Source organism: Nocardia sp. NPDC058497 (assembly GCF_042720195.1).
Taxonomy (GTDB): Bacteria; Actinomycetota; Actinomycetes; order Mycobacteriales; family Mycobacteriaceae; genus Nocardia.
Genome location: NZ_JBHXMY010000010.1, coordinates 1 through 15,720, shown reverse-complemented (window position 1 = coordinate 15,720; position 15,720 = coordinate 1). Strand labels below are relative to the sequence as shown.

Below are 15,720 nucleotides of genomic sequence, written 5' to 3'. Positions count from 1 at the left end.
AGTTGCCGCCTCAGACGCCGATGCGGCCGCTGTTCTTCTTCCACACGACCGCGACCGCGGGGCGGGGCTGGGCGGTGCCGCCGTCGGGCCAGTGGGATTGCGGGTTGTCGGGGGTGGCGTCGTCGGACTCGCCGGGATGCTGGACCGAGACGATGACGCGCTGTTCGGTGACGATCGGGCCGCAGGTCTCCGCGCCGCGGGGGACGGTGAGGAACTGCTTGGTCTCGCCGCGGTTGGGGCCGTCGAGGATGACCGAGAACAGGCCGTCGTTGGTCTTGAGGGCATTGCCGTCGGTGGAGATCCAGAGGTTGCCGTACGGGTCGAAGGCCAGGTTGTCCGGGCAGGAGATCGGGCTGACCTTGGACTTGTCGAAGCCGGCGAAGTAGGTGTCGGCGGCGGCGGGGTCACCGCAGACCAGCAGCAGCGACCAGGTGAAGTCGGTGCCGGTGTGGTTGTCGGTGAGCTCGAGTACCTGGCCGTTCTTGTTCAGCTTGCGCGGGTTGGCCTCGTCGACGCCCGGCTTGTCGTCCTTGGCGCGGTTGTCGTTGTTGGTCAGCGCGACGTACACCTTGCCGGTGAACGGGTTGGCCTCGAAGTCCTCGGGGCGGTCCATCTTGGTGGCGCCGACCTTGTCGGCGGCCAGGCGGGTGAACACCGCGACCTCGGCGGCCGACATGCCGTCGACCAGGGACTTGCCCTTGCCGTCGTCGCCGGTCTCCAGCAGCGGGATCCACTGGCCCTTGCCGGTGAAGCCACCGGTGGGGACCTTGCCGGAGCCGTCGATCTCGGCGGCGTGGTCGCCGGTGAGCTTGGCGACGTAGAGGGTGCCCGCGTCGAGGATCGTCAGGTTGTGCCGCATCGCCGCGGCGCCGGTGCCCGACTGGATCTTGCGCGAGGACACGAACTTGTACATGTAGTCGAACTTCTCGTCGTCACCGGTGTAGGAGACGACATCACCTCTTTCGGTGACGTAGATCGACGCGCCCTCGTGCTTGAGCCGCCCCATCGCCGAGTGCTTGATCGGCGTGGACGAGGCGTCCCACGGGTTCACCTCGACGACATAGCCGAAACGGTTGGCCTCGTTGGGTTCGGAGCTCAGGTCGAAGCGCTTGTCGGTGCGCTCCCACTGGTTGGGGGTGCCGCCCTTGGGGAAGCCGTAGCGCTTCACCCGGCCCTGCGGGTCGGAGGCCTTGTCGCCGTTGGCGAAGTAGCCGTTGAAGTTCTCCTCGCCGGAAAGCACTGTGCCCCATGGGGTCACGCCGCCCGCGCAGTTGGCGAAGGTGCCGAGGACCTTGGTGCCGGACGGGTCCGCGCCGGTGACAGTGAACGCGCTGCCCGCGGCGGGACCGGTGAGGGTGAACTCGGTGTCGGCGGTGATGCGGCGGTTGTACTTGCCGAAGACCGGGGTCAGCCTGCCACTGCCCGCCTCGCCCTTCACCTCGACCACGGCCATGCCGTGCGCGGCCTTGGTGATGGCGATCTGCTCGTCGGTGGGGTTGGCCTTGTCGTAGCCGCGGAACATCATCGGGCCGGTGGTGTACTCGTGGTTGACCACGAGCAGGTAACTGTTGGCCTGGCCCTCGATGGGCAGCAGTGCGGCGAAGTCGTTGTTGTAGCCGAACTGCTTCAGCTGCGCCGCCGCGGTCTGCTTGTCGAAGTCGAACGCGGGCGCGTCGGCGAAGAGCGGGTCGCCCCAGCGGAGCACGACCTGCTGCTCGTAGCCGTCCGGGATCACCAGCGCGTCTTCCTTGTTCGGCGCGACGGCGGTGAAAGCCGTTCCGGTGCCCGGGGTTCCGGCCGGGGTGGGGGCGGGCGTGGTGCTCGCCGCCGAGCTGTCGTCACCACAGGCCGCCAGCGCGCTCGCCGCACCGACCGCGAGAACCGCTGCGGCGCCGCCCTTGATCAGGCCGCGGCGGTTGAGGCCGCTGACGATGTCACCGAAGTAGGCGCCCTCGGACGTGTTCGGCGGCTCGTGGAAGCAGGCGTTGCCGCACTTGTATTCACAGGTCAGGGCGGCGCGTGCCGACTGACCGTCGTGCTCGACGAACAGGGCGAGCGGTTTCGGACTCACGGTGACTCCTGATTTGGTCGGACTCCGCCGCACGGTAATCAGCTCAGGCGAGCCATCGGGAACGCGAAGATGAACGCCCGACCAAAACTCGGCTAGTGCTGCGCCCTGCTGTCAGACACAGCACTGGTCACCCGCCCCACCCCGTAGAACCATCTGCGACCGAATTGCTGCCGAATCGTGAGCGTCACGGGTTGTCGTAATATATCATCCGTGTTATGAATTGGGGAGAGGTCGAACTCGAGCCCGAAGTCGACGACTGACGGTGTATCGACGAACAACACACCGTCGAGGAGGTACGGGAGTCGTGAGTGAACGGCAGAGTTGGGCGGAGAAGCGGTCGGCGATCATGGGGCGACCTGGCGCCGGTGCGGCATACGACGCGGCGCGGTTGCGGTTCGAACTCGGTGCGGCTGTGCGGAACCGACGTGCGGAACTCGGGCTGACGCAGGCGGAACTGGCGGCACGGGCGGGGCTTCGGCAGCCTGCCGTGGCGCGGTTCGAGGCAGGCGGCACGATACCGACGATCCCGCTGCTCGAGCGACTGGCTGCGGCGCTCGAGCTACATCTGCGGGTGGAATTCGAGTTAGTCAGCGGTCGCCTTCCCTCGGCCTATCCGGGAACGCCGTAGCAGAGGTAGTAGCCGATGGACAGGATCCCGAAGGCGACCGCGGCCGCACGCAGCTTGGATTTCATGATTCCTCCTCGTGAAGTAGTGCGACCGGGTCGCGACAGGGTCAGACGATCGTGGTGCAGGCGAAGGTGATGTCGAACTTGGCGGTGGCCGGGCCGGCCAGCGGGTTCGTCATGTCCGGAGCGCTGACGCCCTCGCCGGTGATGCGGAAGGTGTTGCCGTCCTTGACGAGCGTGGCCGAGCCACCGGGCTGGCCGTTGCCGTAGCCGACGGCGTAGGGCAGGCCGTTCGAGCCGCCCTGCGAGCCCGCGATGGCCACCGCCTGGACCGTGTCGCCCTCGACCGACGCGCTGACCGAGAGGTTGCCGTAGGTGGCGTTGGCCAGGTCGGTCAGTGCCAGCGCGAGGGTGCCGCCCTGCTTGGCGCAGGTGGTGTCGAACTTGGCGGTGAATTCCTTGCCGTCGACGCTCGCGGTGGACTTGCCCGCGGCCGGGGCAGGCGCGGCCGAGCCGGTGCCGCTCGGGGTCGAGCTGCTGCCGGAGTCGCTGCAGCCGGTGACGAACAGCGCGGTGGCGGCGGCGGAAGCGGCGAGGCCTGCGATCAGCTTGGTGTTCATGGTGTTTTCCGTTCTCTCGGTGTGAGCGGGTCGGTGACCCGTTGAGAGAAAGGTAGAAATCCGTGCAGCCCTACCGATCCCAACTTTTCGCCGGGTCACCCGCCGGAAATGCCGTTAACCTGGTCGAATGCGAAGACCCCGCGCCATGGTGCTCGACGAGGTGTGGCGCGGTCTCGACGGTGTCGAGGCGTTGAGCGGCCCCCGGGGTGGCCCGTTGCGGCGCACCGTGAAGCTGATCCTCGATCCGCTGGTCGTCCGGCCGGTGCAGCATCCGCTGTGCGCGGGCACCGTGCTCTCCGCCGACGGCGTCGCCCTGGTGACCTCGCTGGTTCTCGCCCACTCCGACGCGCTGCGCGCCTGCGCGGACTGGTTCACGGTGCTCAAACAGGTACGGCGGGCACTGCGGATCACCGAGGGCAATGCCCAGGACCTGTACTTCCAGCGCTGCTTCGAACTGGCCACCGTGCACGGCGCACCCGGCCTCGACGCGCGGGCGCCGGCCGAGGCGGCGCTGCGGGAGATCCACGACAGCACCGGCGGGCGCACCACCACGGCCTTGAAAGCCCATGTGATCGAACCGAATCGGCTGAGCGAGCTCACCGCGCTGCTCGATGTCGCCTGGCGCAGGCGGCCACTGTCCGATTTCGGTGCCCGCGATCTGTCCCCCGCGCTGACCGAACTGCTCGAGGCGAGCACACTGGCCCGCGACGGCGACCCGGCCGACGCGGGCCCCCTGCTCGACGAGCTGATCGAAGACCAAGCCGGCACCCACCGTGGCATCGCCCTCTGGCGAACACACCCGGCCCACGGCGCCGACGACCTCGGCCTGACTGTGCACACCTGTCCCCAACGCCCCGACCTGGGCGCCTCCGCGTCGACCGCCAATCTCGGCCTGCCGTTCGACCGGACCGTCTACGAGCGGGTCTTCACCGTGCTCCAGGGCAGCATCGACCGCACCGACCTGCCCGGCATCCCCGAACTAGTCACGACGGAGATTTCCCGCAGCTGCTCGCCATGGGGCTTGCTGGACGAGTCGCTGCGAGTCACAGCGGCCGCGGGATGCGAACTGGCACTGGGTCTCTCGCCGATCGGCGCGGCCTCCTTCAGCCAGCAAGCTGACACCAGAGCTGCGGCGGTCGCCAGGACGGACCAGGCCTCGAGGCCATGCCACGCACAGGCTGGGGGCACGCAGGCCGACCACGCACCGGTCGGCGCCGAGAGACCCGGCCATGTACCGGCCGACGACTCGCAGGCCGACCACACACAGGCCGACGACGCTCAGACCAGCAGCGCCCAGTCCGGCGTCGAAGGCCTGGCGACCAGTCCGCGGGGCAACCTCGAGCAGGCGACATCCCGCGGCGGGGCCGATACTCGCGCGGGCCAGCCGACGACCGGAGGCACGGCGCCCGACAGCGGACCGTCGCGCGCGCACGAGGTGGTGAACAGTCGCTGGCGGCGGGAAGCTTATGTGCTGCAGGCCCGGCGGTACGCGGTGCATGTGGTCGACGGTGCGACGGGTCCGCTGGCTGCCGTCGCCGCCGAGCTGCACACCCCGTGGCGGCCCTATCTGCGCAGGTTGTGGGTCCGATTGCATGGGCGGGACGTACGGGAGATGCCAGTGGTCGATCCGGGTGAGCTGTGGGATCTGCTCGACGGGGTCGCGCGGTCGGTGATCCTGGACCATCGGGCCAGGGTGAAGCAGGCGCTCACCACCATGGGCGAGCACGCGGCGGCGGAAGCGAGGGCGAGCTGATGACGACGATCCGCATCCAGCTCGCGGCGGGCCTGGTGACGCTGGTCCCGCAGAGTGCCACCGGCGGGCCACTCTCGGCGACGCGGGCACTGACTGCGCCGACGGTGCTCGACGATGCGCCCGGCCTCGACGTTCTCGTGCTGGAAGTGACCGGCGGACACCTGTCGTGGAATCTGTTTGCCGAACAATCTCTTCCGGCTGCCGTACTGGATGACCCGGAATCCGCACAGGACTGGCTGTGGGCGGTCTACGGCGAAGTTGCCGCGCTCGCCGTCGCCGACACCACGCTCGCCAACACCGCCACCGCGCTCGCCGACACCACGTCCACCGACCCCCACACCACGCTCGCCCACGCCGACGCCGACGCCGACGCCGAGCTCGCCCGCGCGCACGCCGACGCCGACCCCGATGTCGATACCGCGCTCGCGGTTGCCGATGCTGATGCTGATGCCGCCAGGCAGCACACACTCTCGGCCGTGCCTGCGCAACCGGCGTTGGTAAACGCCCTGCGCCGACTCGCATACGCGCACTGGGCAGCTCGGTGGTGGCCGGCGTCGACCGTCGACGGGATCCCCGCCCTCGATCCAGATCTGCTTGCCGCCGAGATCACCGAGCTGACCGACGCGTGCGACACCGCACTCGACGGTGCCGACGCCGAACCGTTCACCCGACCCGATTCACAGATCCGTTTCGATCTGCCGCCCGGATCCAGCTCCGCCGCAGCGCACGAACCTCTCGATACCAGATCAGGGGCGGATCAGGGTACGACGACTGCCGCCGATGACGATCACCTACTGAACAAATCTCGCGGCCGCGCGGACGAATACGCGCTGGCCGCAGGCGGATCGACTCCGGATGGCGGTGGGCTGATCATCGCGCGCGGTAGTGGCGAATGGGATTGGCGGCGTTGCCCGCCCGGGATTCTCGATGCGGGCGGGAACGCGGTGTCTTGGCAGGTCGCACGGACTGCCGAGATATCGACGGTGCAGGTCAGTGTGGTTGCCGCCCCGGACTGCCGAGGTTTGGTCCCCGAACACCTTCGGCCGTACGTGCGGGTGCGATCGGCTCAGCCTGCCCCCACGGACCAAGCGGGGGTATCGCCGTCGGCCGGCGTGGAGTTCACGACGCCGTTGTACCTGCGGGGCGACGCCTGGACGGGATCCGTCCAGATTCCTGGACCTCCTGAAACATTGCCTGAGATAACCATTTTCGTTCCCGGTGTCGGCCCTGCCGATCCTCCGCACGAGGAGTCGGATGTTCGTGCTCAGCTCCGCCGGTTCGCCCGCCTTCGCCTCACCGAGCACACCGGCGACTCGCTCCTGACCGCCGAAGCGGCGGCTGCCGGGACGGATGAGGACTTCTGATGGCCATCACCTGCGCTGAGCGTTCACTGATCGCCGCAGTGGTGCGGAATTCGACCGCGAGAGCGAAGAATGTGCGCAGAGCGCGGATTGGGGTTGGGGATGGCAGCGACCGGTAGGCCCTCCGGCCAGGACGACGCGCAGCTCACCGCGGGGTATGCGGCATATCAGCGTGGTGATGTGGTCGAGGCGATGGCGATCTTCGAGCGGGCCGCCGAGGGTGCCGCGCCGCGGTTGCGGAGTGCGGCGCTGATCAATGCGGCGAGTATGGCCGACGAGCTCGGTGATCATCGGCGGTCGGTGACGTTGTTCCGGACCGCGCTGGCCGTCATGCCCGATGACGCGGCGCATCAGCGCCCTGCGGCACTGGTCAATCTGTCGCAGGCACTGCAGCACCTCGGTGATTTCGATGCCGCGCACGAGGTGCTCGAGGAAGCGCGGGCGCTGCTGGCCGACGGGACCGAGCAGGGTCTGCTGCGGGTGGCGTGTCTGCTCTCGCTGACCGCGGTCGCGCTGCATCGGCAGCAGTGGGCGCGCGCGGGTGAACTGGCGACCGAATCCCTGCTTGTGACCGAGCGTTTCGCGCCGGAGCTGGCCGGGCACCCGTTGATGAACCTGGCGGCGAGTTCGTTCGAGACCGGCCGGTGGGAACTGGCCATCGACTTCGCCCGGCAGGGTGTGGCCGCCCTCGTCGCGGCGGGCGATGCCGCCTCCGTCGCCGAGTCGCGGCAGAATCTGGCCACCATGCTGGTGCGGGCGGGGCGACTCGACGAGGCCGAGGAGCCGCTGCGGGCCAGTCAGCGGTTCTTCGAGGCCGCCGAGCTGGGACATTGGTCCGGGACCGGCGCCAAGACGATGGGCTTCCTCGCCGAGAACAGGGGTGACTTCGCCATGGCGCGAACGTATTACGAGCAGGCTCTGGCGCGTTTCGATGAAACCGGCGCCGTGGTGGATGCGGCGGATGTCCGGCTGCGCCTGGCCACGGTCGCCTGCGCCGAGGGTGATCTCGCGCAAGCCGAGGAACTGCTCGCGGCATCGTTCGCGGTCTACTCCGCACACGGGCTCGGCATGCACTGCGCCCAGCTCGACTACTGGCACGCCGAACTCCTGCACACCACCATCGAACAGGCGCCGCAACCCGATCCGGCCGTGCTCGCCCGCGCTGTCACCCTGGCGGTTTCGTCGGCACTGGCCATCGACGCGGTGCGCCACACCCTCCCCAACGGCAACCAGCGCGAGCATTGGCACCGCACCGTAGCCGAACCCGCCATGCGCCTGGCCTTCCGCTGCGCCGCCCGCTCCGGCAATGGTCAGCTGGTGAGCGATCTGATCGATAGCCTGTGCGCGGGAACCACTCTCGATCCCGCCGCGTTCGCCGAGACCGCCGCGCCGACCCTCGAATTCCAGCTGTTCGATCCCACACCCACCGAACCGATCACCACACCCGCGCTACAGCTGGGCGCGGCCCTCGCGGATGTCGCCGCCGCGGCCGGAATCCCCGTCGCACCCCCGCCCAGACTCATCGAGAGTGGACGAATAGTGCTGGCCGACTTCATCTTCTATGCCGAGCGGCGTTACGGTCGCGCCGTCCGCGACGAGCGGGTGATCGCGTTATGAAGCCTCCCCAGGACGAGCACGCGGATTCGACGTCCGGTGCATCTCACTCGGCCGCGTCACCCGGACAATCGAGCGTGGGTTCAGGCGGCCGTTCACCGAGTCGAAGCACGGACGAGCCGGTTTCGGCGGTCGAGATACCCACCGCGTTCATTCGAATGGCCGACGCGGGCGATGTCTACGTGTCCTGGCGCTGGGCCGATGAAGCCCTGGCGCGCGGGGTGGGCGTGATCCCCCAGGACGACGTCCGGGCGACGCTGCGGCTGCTGGCCGATGCGGTGCCGGATCCGTCGCGGCCCGATGACCTGCGGCGAGTGATGACCACGGGCGCGCTCGCCGAACCAGATGCGGAAAACCAACTGGCACAGGCCCTATCTCGCACCCTGCTGCCGTACGGATTGGCCATGCAGCTCTACGAGCTGTCGCAACGCGGAGTTCGGCCACATCTGCGGATTCAGCCGTCACCGCGGTTGGCGCAGGTGCCGTGGGAGATCATCGCGCCCGATCCGCAGATCCGGCTGCTCGATATCGCCGATGTCAGCCTGCTCGCCCCGGTTTCGGTGGTGCACTCGCCGGAGCGGATCGTGCACCGCTGGAGCGATACCCGCGAGCTGCCGGTCGTCGCGATACTCGATCCCCGCGTTCCCGGGTTCAGAGCCGACTCCGAGCTCGGTTCCGTACTCGGCAGGCCGGGTGCGGAAACACCGGTGACCCAGCACTTCCGGAGCTATCTGGACCGGGTCGTGCCCCGGGTCGCCGACCCGGTCGACCTGTTCCGCCGAACCGATACCGATCGCAACTGGCTATCCGAAGTGCTCAGGGCGGGCGCGAGCAGACTCGTCTACGTCGGCCATGTCACCTCTCCAGCACCGGAATCCGGCGAGAGCGAGCACGCCGAGCTGCACCTGAGCTGCACCGCCGACACCCCTGGGTTCGCGGCACCGAATCGCACGCACCGCCCGCTCTCGGCCAAAGACCTCCTGCTCGGCACCTACACCATCGACCCGTCGCCGGTGCCCGGCCGAACACTGTGGCCGATGCCGAGCCGCGTCGCCCTTATCGCCTGCGAAAGCGGCGGCGACCTGCGCTTCACCGAAGCTCTCGGGCTCACCACCGCGGCGCTGTCGGCGGGCGCCGAGCTGGTGACGGCGACCCGCTGGCCGCTGCCCACCGACCACGCCTTCCACACCCTCACCGACACCACGGCCTACCCGCTGCGGGCCGCCATCTGTGCCGTGGACACCGCCCACGATGCACCCACACCCATCCCCACCCTGCTGACCTGGCAACGAGCACAACTGGCCGCGTGGCGGACCGACCCTGCTCCGGAGAACTCCCCGCTGCTCTGGTCCGCCTTCGCCACCGTGACCGACTGACCTATTCGGGCAGGCCGAGCCCCGCGGCGAGGACCGGCCAGGACCGGTAGAAGGCATCGCGCCAGTAACCCCAGGAGTGGGTTCCGGTGGCTTGGCGGTCGAAGGTCGCCGGGATCTGCAGCTCGCTCAGCTTGGCCTCGAGATTGCGCGTGCACCAGTTCACCGCGGCCTCGATGATGCCGCCGACGACGAGCTGATTCGCCAGGCCGAACGGTGTCGGGTTCATCATGTACGGGTCGTCGATGCGGTCGTGCGAGCCGGGCAGGCCGGAAGCGTCGGAGACGAATAACCTTGTGCCGCGCAGTTTCTCGGCGTGCACGACCGGGTCGTTGGCGGCCCAGGCCGGATCGTCGTCGGCGCCGTACATTTTGCGGACATCGCCGCCGCCTTAGGTTTCCACCACCAGTTTGGTGAACTGCTTGCCGATCGGGTCGGCGATCTGCGCGCAGCCGCTGTAGCCGGCGACGGACTGGTAGAAGCCCGGCCTGGCTTCGGCGAGCTGCAGCACGGCCGTCGCGGTCATCGAGTTCGCGGCGATGGCGTTGACGCCGTTGGTGCCCAAGGCCTGATCGACCAGCGGCGGCAGTTCGTCGAGCAGGAAGGTGCGCCATTTGTTGCGGCCGAGTGCCGGGTCGTCGCGCTGCCAGTCGGTGTAGTACGCCCAGGCGCCGCCGATCGGCATCACGACGTTGACGTCCTTGGTTGCGAGGAAGTCGCCGATATCGGTGTTCTGCCACCAGGTCGCCCGGTCCTCACCACCACCCGCGCCGTTGAGCAGATAGAGCACCGGACGTGGCTCGGACGCGTCCCTGGGACGCTGCACCCGCACCGTGATGCCCTTGTTCATCGCGGCGGAGAAGACGAACATGGTCAGATTGCGATCATCGACCCTGCTGGAGATGATGTGCGATCCGTCGGCCGTGGTCGGCGAGGCGAGCAGCTTCTTCGACTCGATGATCGGATCCGCGCCGTCGGCCAGACCGTTGCCCGCGCCGAACGTGGCGACGCAGGCCGCCAGCACAGTGCCCGCGAGACCGAAGGCCATGGCGCGCCTGATTGATCTGCCCATCTGCCGAAACTCTCCATTTCATGAATCGGCAGACATACCACTGGCCGCCAGAACACTCCAGAGAGTATCCGGGCAGAGGATCGATCGTCGAGCCAGAAGTATTGCGGGGACGCGAAATCCACCCGGACGCGCGACCCGGGTGGAATCAGCTGGTCAGTGTTCGTCGAAGTGACCGTCGTGCGCCGCGTGGCGGTGGCCGTCGTGGATGTAGTCGACATGGTCGCCGTGCGGGACGGCGACATGGCCGCAGCCGGGGCCGTGGACGTGGTCGTGGGTGGTGCACTCGACGTGTTCCGAGACCTCGCACTCGTCGAAGTGGCCCGCGTGTTCGCGGTGCAGGTGGCCGTCGTGGACGTAGTCGACGTGATCGCCGTGCGGGACGGCGACATGGCCGCAGGTGGGGCCGTGGACGTGGGTGTGCTCGGGGTGCTCTGTGTGTGGCGGCGTTGTCATGCGGATCTCCCTGTACTCGTACCGGTCGATTGCAGCTGGAGCACGTCCGACATTAACAGTTGCGCATGCGTTGCTGCGACCCGGAAGACCTGGTCAGAGGACCTGATCGAGGAAGCGGCGCAGACGCGGGGTCTTGGCGTCGTCGAACAGCGCGTCGGGGGTGCCGGTCTCCACGACGACGCCCTGATCCATGAACACGACGCTGTCGGAGACGCTGCGGGCGAAGCCCATCTCATGGGTCACCACGATCATCGACATACCGCCCGAGGCGAGGTCAGCCATGAGCGCGAGCACGCCCTTGACCAGTTCGGGGTCGAGCGCCGAGGTGGCCTCGTCGAAGAACATCAGCTCCGGTTTCATGGCGAGCGCGCGGGCGATGGCGACGCGCTGCTGCTGGCCGCCCGACAGCGCGGCGGGCCTGGCATCGGCCTTGCCTGCCAGGCCGACGATTTCCAGCTGTTCCAGCGCCAGCGCCCGTGCCTGCTCGGCGGACAGGCCGCGCAGCTTGCGCGGGCCGAGCGCGATGTTGTCGGCGACGGTCTTGTGCGGGAACAGGTTGAAGTGCTGGAACACCATGCCGATGCGCTGGCGCAGCTTGTCGGGGTCATCGCGCAGCACCGACTTGCCGTCGAGCAGCACGTCACCGGAGTCGGGTTCGTGCAGGCGGTTGAGTACCCGCAGCAGGGTCGACTTGCCCGAGCCGGACGGGCCGATGACGGTCGTCGCGTGCCCGGCCTCGACGTGGATGTCGACGCCGCGCAGGATGTGGTTGTTGCCCAGCGTCAGGTTCAGACCGGTGCCGGTCAGCGATGCACTCATGCTGTGACTCCTTCGCATGCTCGGGGCGCCCTGCGTGGTTACGCGAGCTGCCTCCTCCGGGCGCTGACCGATCATGCGCCGCGTCCTTCCGTGATGACGGCCTGCTCGATCGGGTCGGCGGGCGTCGGTTTTCCGGTGCGCATCCGGCCGTCGATGTAGTTCACCAGGTGGGTGAGCGGAATGGTCAGCACCAGATACATCAGGCCCGCCGCGACCAGCGGGGACAGGTTGCCGGTCTGGGCGTTGAGGTCGCGGCCGACCGCGAACAGCTCACGCTGGGAGGCGAGCAGGCCGAGGAAGTAGATCAGCGACGAGTCCTTGATCAGCGCGATGAACTGGTTCATCAGCGCGGGCAGCACCCGGCGCACACCCTGCGGGATCACCACCAGCGTCATCGCCTGGCGGTAGCCGAAACCGATGGCGCGCGCGGCCTCGAGCTGGCCCGGTTCGACCGATTGGATACCGGAGCGGAAGATCTCGCCGATATAGGCGGCCGCGAGCAGCGCCAGCGCGACCGCGCCGAGCCAGTACGGATTGCCGCCGGTGAGGTTGCGGACCACCGGGCCGATGCCGAGGCCGATCAGCAGGATGATCACGACGGCGGGCAGGCCGCGGAAGATGTCGGTGTAGACGCGGGCGGGCCAGCGCAGCCAGCGCGTGCGGGAAATGCCCATCACCGCGAGGAGCATGCCGAGCACGGTGCCGAGCACGCCCGAAACCAGCGCCAGGATCAGCGTATTCGGCAGGCCCGTCTTGATCAGATCGGGAAAGGCCTTGCTGTACAACGACCAGTCGAAGAACGTGTCCTTCAGCTGCTGCAGGGTCGACTTCTGCGCCACCGGCCCGGTCGCACCCGGCTGTTTCTCGGCGGCGATCGCGGCGAAGTCCGGAAGTTGCGGCGCGGGTGCGGCTTTGGAGCCGGGCTTCCAGCCGGGCGGCAGTTCGCGCGGCACCCAGTCGGCGTAGAGGCCGGCGTAGGTGCCGTCGGCGATCACCGCGTCCAGACCGGAGTTCAGCGCGTCGATGAGCGGCTGGTTGTTCTTGGCGACGGCGTAGCCGACGAAGTTGTCCAGGCTGAAGGTGTTCTCCGACACCACGATTCCGTCACCGGGCTTGATCGCGCCCTCGGCCTGCGCCGACGGCGCGACCCAGGCGTCGACCTGGCCGGACTTCAGGTTCGCGTAGGCGGTGTTGTAGTCGGGGAATTTCACCGGGTCCAGCCGCAGCTGGTTCACCACGAACTCGTCCTGCACCGTGCCCTGCACGACCGCGATACGGGTGCCTGCGTTCAGGTCGCCGAAGCCCTTGATGGCGCTGCCCTGCGGCACGACCAGCGAGAAGTAGCCGAAGTCGTAGCCGTTGGTGAAGCCGACCAGCTCGCGGCGCGCATCGGTGGTGGTGATGTTGGACGACCCGACATCGAACCGCTTGCCCGATACCTGGGCGAGCAGCCCGGCGAACTCGGTGCCCGAGAACTCCACCCGCAGACCGAGTTTCGCCGCGATCGCCTTCAGCAGCTCGTTGTCGAAGCCGGTGAACGAGCCCTGCCCGTTCACGCAGATGCTCGGCGGCGCGTCCGACAGCGTGCCGACGCTCAGCGTGCCCGGGTTGAGCAGGCCGAGTTTGCTCGTGTCGATCGACTCGACCGGCGCGGTGGTCTGCGTGGTGTATCGGTCGGTGCCCGCGGTCTCGGAGGAGGCGAGATTGTTCGGCGCCGCCGAGGCGGCACTCTGGCCCGGTGGGGAACACAGATCCCGCGTCGCCGTGTCGCCGCCACCACACCCGGTCGCGGCCACGCCGACGAGCAGCAACAACGCGGCGATCCGCGCCCGGGTTCGCACAGCACGCACACCAGCCATGGCGATAAACCCTAGCCGCAACCTCGCACAGTGCTGGTTACGCGCCTGTCGGCGACGCGGATCACCTGGTCAGGCGAGTCCTTCGAGGGGCTCCGGGTTCACGTCGTCACGCCACTGGATCGCCTGCTCGACCTTGGTCAGGTCGTAGTCGGGACCGGAAACGCCCACGGTGAACAGGGTGACACCGGCCGCGTGCAACGCGTCAGCGTTCGCCCGGCCAGGCCACGGCACCGACCGCTCGATTCGCGCCGCGTCGGTGCCTGCGGCCGCCGCGTGCTCGGCCAGGATCGTGTTCTTGTGCGTCAGGGCATCGAGATCGGCGAAGGAATGCCAGATGTCGGCGTACTCGGCGACCAGCCGCAGTGTCTTGCGCTCGCCGCCACCGCCGATGAGGATCGGGATCTCCCTGACCGGCGCCGGATTCAGCTTCGCGAGCCTGGCTTTGATCCGGGGCAGGTTGTCCTTGAGCAGGTTCAGCCGGGTGCCTGGCGTGCCGAACTCGTAGCCGTACTCGTCGTAGTCATGCTGGAACCAGCCGGCGCCGATGCTGAGGATGAGCCTGCCGTCGCTGATGTGGTCGACGGTGCGGGCCATGTCGGCGAGCAGATCGGGATTGCGGTAGCCGCCGCCGGTGACCAGCGCGCCGATCTCGACTCGCTCGGTCTGTTCGGCCCACGCGCCGAGCATGGTCCAGCATTCGAAATGCGCGCCGACCGGGTCGCCGGTGAGTGGGTAGAAATGGTCCCAATTAAAGATGATGTCGACGCCGGCGTCCTCGGCGCGCAACACCGCGTCGCGGATGAGCGCGTACTCGGGCGCGTGCTGTGGCTGCAGCTGGACTCCGATACGAACTGGACGACTCATACCGTGCTCCTCCGCACTCGGGTGGGCTCCGCGACCGAGGCTACCCGGAATCCGGCGCGGCCTGGTCACGGCCGCTACGATCCCTGCGACCCTGTACTCGGATCGTCCGGCACGTTCCTGCCGGGATGGGATGTTGATCTACGCATGGCTACCGTGACCTTCGACCGCGCCACCAGGCTCTACGCCGGTGCGACCACACCGGCCGTCGACGCACTCGATCTGGAGATCGCCGACGGCGAATTCCTGGTCCTCGTCGGCCCCTCCGGGTGCGGCAAGTCCACCTCGCTGCGGATGCTGGCCGGCCTCGAGGAGGTCAACGGCGGACGCATTCTGATCGGCGACAACGACGTCACCCATGCCGAGCCCAAGGATCGCGATATCGCGATGGTGTTCCAGAACTACGCGCTCTACCCGCACATGTCGGTCGCGGAGAACATGGGCTTCGCGCTGAAGCTGGCCAAGGTGTCCAAGGCCGAGCGTGACGAGCGGGTGCTGGCCGCGGCCAAGCTGCTCGACCTCGAGCAGTACCTGGACCGCAAGCCCAAGGCGCTGTCCGGCGGTCAGCGTCAGCGCGTGGCGATGGGCCGCGCGATCGTGCGCCAGCCGCAGGTGTTCCTGATGGACGAGCCGCTGTCGAACCTCGACGCCAAGCTGCGCGTGCAGACCCGCACCCAGATCGCCCAGCTGCAGCGCCGGCTCGGCACCACCACCGTCTACGTCACCCACGACCAGGTCGAGGCGATGACGATGGGTGACCGCGTCGCCGTGCTCAAGGACGGGCTGCTGCAGCAGTGCGCGTCCCCGCGCGACCTCTACCGGGATCCGGCGAACATGTTCGTCGCCGGGTTCATGGGCTCGCCCGCGATGAACCTGTTCACGCTGCCCGTCGTCGACGGTGCCGTCACCATCGGTGGCTACCCGGTGCCGGTGCCGCGCGCGGTGGCCGACGCGGGCGAGGGCACGGTCGTGCTCGGTATCCGTCCCGAGCACCTCGAGGTGGGCGACGGCGGTCTCCGGATGGAGGTGGATGTGGTCGAGGAGCTCGGCTCCGACGCCTACGTCTACGGTCGCGCGGCCTCCGACGGCGCGAACGGGCAGACCGGGGAAACGATTGTGACGCGGGTGGATTGGCGTAATCCGCCGGCCAAGGGCGAGCTGCTGCAGCTGACCGTCGATCCCGAGCACGTGTACTTCTTCGGCGCGCGGGACGGTCGTCGGCTGCGCTGATTCGACG

At 68.4% G+C, this 15,720-nt stretch carries 12 protein-coding genes and 1 pseudogene; 6 read left to right on the top strand and 7 right to left on the bottom strand.

What is annotated here, in order from left to right:
• Positions 1–10 precede the first annotated feature (10 nt).
• The gene (locus tag ACFWPJ_RS01710) at positions 11–2,071 is read right to left on the bottom strand and encodes a PhoX family protein (RefSeq protein ID WP_378845878.1); all 2,061 of its coding nucleotides are present in this window, start codon (positions 2,069–2,071) and stop codon (positions 11–13) included.
• 304 nt (positions 2,072–2,375) lie between these two features.
• On the opposite strand from ACFWPJ_RS01710, the gene ACFWPJ_RS01705 reads away from it, so the two are divergent.
• Complete coding sequence (locus ACFWPJ_RS01705; protein ID WP_378845877.1) at positions 2,376–2,699, top strand: helix-turn-helix domain-containing protein; 324 nt, start codon at positions 2,376–2,378, stop codon at positions 2,697–2,699.
• A 106-nt stretch (positions 2,700–2,805) separates the two neighbouring features.
• On the opposite strand, the gene ACFWPJ_RS01700 is transcribed toward ACFWPJ_RS01705, so the two are convergent.
• Positions 2,806–3,318 (bottom strand): lipoprotein LpqH, encoded by a 513-nt coding sequence (locus ACFWPJ_RS01700; protein ID WP_378845876.1) that lies wholly within the window; start codon positions 3,316–3,318, stop codon positions 2,806–2,808.
• Positions 3,319–3,445: 127 nt separating this feature from the next.
• Here ACFWPJ_RS01700 and ACFWPJ_RS01695 point away from each other — a divergent pair, with 127 nt between their 5' ends.
• From ACFWPJ_RS01695 to ACFWPJ_RS01680, 4 genes are all read left to right on the top strand, one after another.
• Positions 3,446–5,071: a hypothetical protein gene (locus ACFWPJ_RS01695; RefSeq protein ID WP_378845875.1), complete on the top strand. Its 1,626-nt coding sequence runs from the start codon at positions 3,446–3,448 to the stop codon at positions 5,069–5,071.
• Positions 5,071–6,435 (top strand): hypothetical protein, encoded by a 1,365-nt coding sequence (locus ACFWPJ_RS01690; RefSeq protein WP_378845873.1) that lies wholly within the window; start codon positions 5,071–5,073, stop codon positions 6,433–6,435. The genes ACFWPJ_RS01695 and ACFWPJ_RS01690 overlap by 1 nt, the downstream gene beginning before the upstream one ends.
• 99 nt (positions 6,436–6,534) lie before the next feature.
• A complete protein-coding gene (locus ACFWPJ_RS01685) occupies positions 6,535–8,049 on the top strand; it encodes a tetratricopeptide repeat protein (protein WP_378845871.1) in 1,515 nt (504 codons plus the stop codon).
• A gap of 155 nt (positions 8,050–8,204) precedes the next feature.
• Positions 8,205–9,422, top strand: coding sequence for a CHAT domain-containing protein (locus ACFWPJ_RS01680; protein ID WP_378845869.1), 1,218 nt, complete (start codon positions 8,205–8,207; stop codon positions 9,420–9,422).
• A gap of 1 nt (position 9,423) precedes the next feature.
• Here the strand turns inward: ACFWPJ_RS01680 and ACFWPJ_RS01675 are convergent.
• The 5 genes and pseudogenes from ACFWPJ_RS01675 to ACFWPJ_RS01655 form a co-directional block, all read right to left on the bottom strand.
• A pseudogene (locus ACFWPJ_RS01675) lies at positions 9,424–10,467 on the bottom strand (alpha/beta hydrolase).
• Between the two features lie 177 nt (positions 10,468–10,644).
• Positions 10,645–10,944 (bottom strand): hypothetical protein, encoded by a 300-nt coding sequence (locus ACFWPJ_RS01670; protein ID WP_378845868.1) that lies wholly within the window; start codon positions 10,942–10,944, stop codon positions 10,645–10,647.
• Positions 10,945–11,037: 93 nt separating this feature from the next.
• Positions 11,038–11,763 (bottom strand): amino acid ABC transporter ATP-binding protein, encoded by a 726-nt coding sequence (locus ACFWPJ_RS01665; protein WP_378845866.1) that lies wholly within the window; start codon positions 11,761–11,763, stop codon positions 11,038–11,040.
• Between the two features lie 71 nt (positions 11,764–11,834).
• On the bottom strand, positions 11,835–13,622 hold the full coding sequence (locus ACFWPJ_RS01660; protein WP_378845865.1) for an ABC transporter substrate-binding protein/permease: 1,788 nt from the start codon (positions 13,620–13,622) through the stop codon (positions 11,835–11,837).
• Positions 13,623–13,691: 69 nt separating this feature from the next.
• Positions 13,692–14,486 (bottom strand): LLM class F420-dependent oxidoreductase, encoded by a 795-nt coding sequence (locus ACFWPJ_RS01655; RefSeq protein WP_378845864.1) that lies wholly within the window; start codon positions 14,484–14,486, stop codon positions 13,692–13,694.
• Between the two features lie 144 nt (positions 14,487–14,630).
• Here ACFWPJ_RS01655 and ACFWPJ_RS01650 point away from each other — a divergent pair, with 144 nt between their 5' ends.
• Positions 14,631–15,713: an ABC transporter ATP-binding protein gene (locus ACFWPJ_RS01650; RefSeq protein ID WP_378845863.1), complete on the top strand. Its 1,083-nt coding sequence runs from the start codon at positions 14,631–14,633 to the stop codon at positions 15,711–15,713.
• Positions 15,714–15,720: the final 7 nt, after the last annotated feature.